The organism is Bradyrhizobium sp. S3.2.6 (assembly GCF_040546885.1).
GTDB classification, from domain to species: Bacteria; Pseudomonadota; Alphaproteobacteria; order Rhizobiales; family Xanthobacteraceae; genus Bradyrhizobium; species Bradyrhizobium cytisi.
In genome coordinates this window covers 1-1,827 of sequence record NZ_JBEPOS010000062.1, presented here as the reverse complement: position 1 = coordinate 1,827, position 1,827 = coordinate 1, and the positions used below count along the sequence as shown (strand labels likewise).

Sequence of the window (1,827 nt, the reverse complement as noted above, 5' to 3'; positions counted from 1 at the left end):
TGCGAGCGTCACGATGATCGCGGCCGGTGCCGATCTGAAGATTTACATCGCGACGCGGCCCATCGACTTCCGCTGTGGCCACGATGGGCTTGCGGCGAAGGTGCAGGAGATGCTTCGTCTCGACCCGTTCAGCGGCGCAGCCTTCGTGTTCCGATCGAAACGAGCGGACCGGATCAAGATTTTGGTCTGGGATCGAACGGGTCTGGTGTTGGTGCACAAACGCCTCGAAGGTTGCAAGTTCGTTTGGCCAACGATCGCAGACGGCGTGATGCGCATATCGCCGGCGATGTTCGCAGCCCTGTTCGAAGGGCTGGATTGGAGGTTGGTGCGCCCGGAAGAAGCGCGGCGTCCCCAGGCGGCTGGATAACTGCGGCAGAATGACTCGGAAGCTATTTTGAATGTGGCACGCGCGGCGTCGATGTGCTCGAAATAGCGCATGAGCATCGCGGCGCTGCGCGACGAAAATGAACAACTGAAAGCGCTTTTGGCGCAAACGCAGGCGGCCTTGAGCGAGCATCAGGGGGCGCTGGCGGCGTCGGAAGAAGCGCGGCGTCGGCTGGAGGTCATTCTCGGCGAATTGCGACGCGAGAAGTTCGGCGCGAAGTCCGAGAAGCTACGGCCAGATCAGTATCACTTGCCGCTGGAAGACGTGGAGATCGCGCAAGGCATCCTGGACGCGGCTCAGGAGAGAGCCGAGGCTGTGATCCAGGGCCGATCGCGGAGCGCGCCGGATCAAGGTTCTCATCGCAATCGCGGCTGCTTGCCTGCCCATTTGCCTCGGGTGGAACGGATCATCGAGCCTGCGAGCACGCTCTGTCCGTGCGGTTGCGGCGCCATGACAAAGATCGGCGAGGACGTCAGCAAACGCCTCGACGTGATCCCGGCGCAATGGCGCGTGCTGGTCACGCGCCGCCCGAAATACATCTGTCGCCGCTGCTCGGGCCCTGTCGTGCAGGCCCACGCGCCGGAGCACGTCGTGCCTGGTGGGCTGCCGACCGAAGCGGCGATTGCGCACGTGATCGTCTCCAAGTTCGGCGACCATACGCCGTTTTACCGTCAGGCCGAGATCTATGCGCGCCAGGGGATCCGGCTTGATCGGGCGACACTGGGCAACTGGTCCGGCCGCGCCTGCTTCCATCTTCAGCCGATCGCCGACCACATGCGCCGCCGCCTGGCCATGGCGGATCGTCTGTTCATGGACGAAACCACGGCGCCGGTGCTCGATCCCGGGCGAGGCCAAACGAAGAAGGGCTACTTCTGGGCGATCGTCTCCGACGACCGCGGCCACAGCGGCCCAAGTCCTCCGATCGTGCTGTTCCGATATGCCCCCGGTCGCAGCGGCGCCTTCGCGGAGCAGTTCCTGCATGGCTTTAACGGACGCTTCCTGCAATGCGATGCCTATGACGGTTATGACCGGCTGACCGAAGTCGCTCGACCGCAGGGGCCATGGACACTCGTGCATTGCTGGAGCCATTTGCGGCGGCGCTTCGTCAAACTGGCCCGCAACAGCAAATCGCCGATCGCCGAGGCCGCCGTTCGGCACATCGCACAGCTTTACGCCATCGAAGCCATGGTACGCGGCTCATCGCCGGACATCCGGCTGGCCGCGCGCAAAGAGCATTCGCTGCCCATGGTCGCCGCGTTAAAGCCTTGGTTCGAGAAGCAGCTGTCGATGATCTCCAGCGGTTCGACGCTCGCCGAGGACATCCGCTACGCGCTCAATCACTGGCAAGGGCTGACCCGCTTCCTCGAAGACGGGCGCCTCGAGCTCGACACGAACCCGGTCGAGAACGCCATCCGGCCAGTCTGCCTGACTAGAAAAAATGC

The 1,827-nt window shown here is 63.6% G+C and carries 2 protein-coding genes; both read left to right on the top strand.

Translation table 11 applies throughout. The features are described from left to right. Window positions 1-367, top strand: a 367-nt coding sequence (gene tnpB, locus ABID58_RS37285; RefSeq protein WP_354037798.1) for an IS66 family insertion sequence element accessory protein TnpB, incomplete at its 5' end; no start/stop codon positions are given. Window positions 368-436: 69 nt separating this feature from the next. Beyond that, window positions 437-1,827, top strand: a 1,391-nt coding sequence (gene tnpC, locus ABID58_RS37280) for an IS66 family transposase (protein ID WP_354037797.1), incomplete at its 3' end; no start/stop codon positions are given.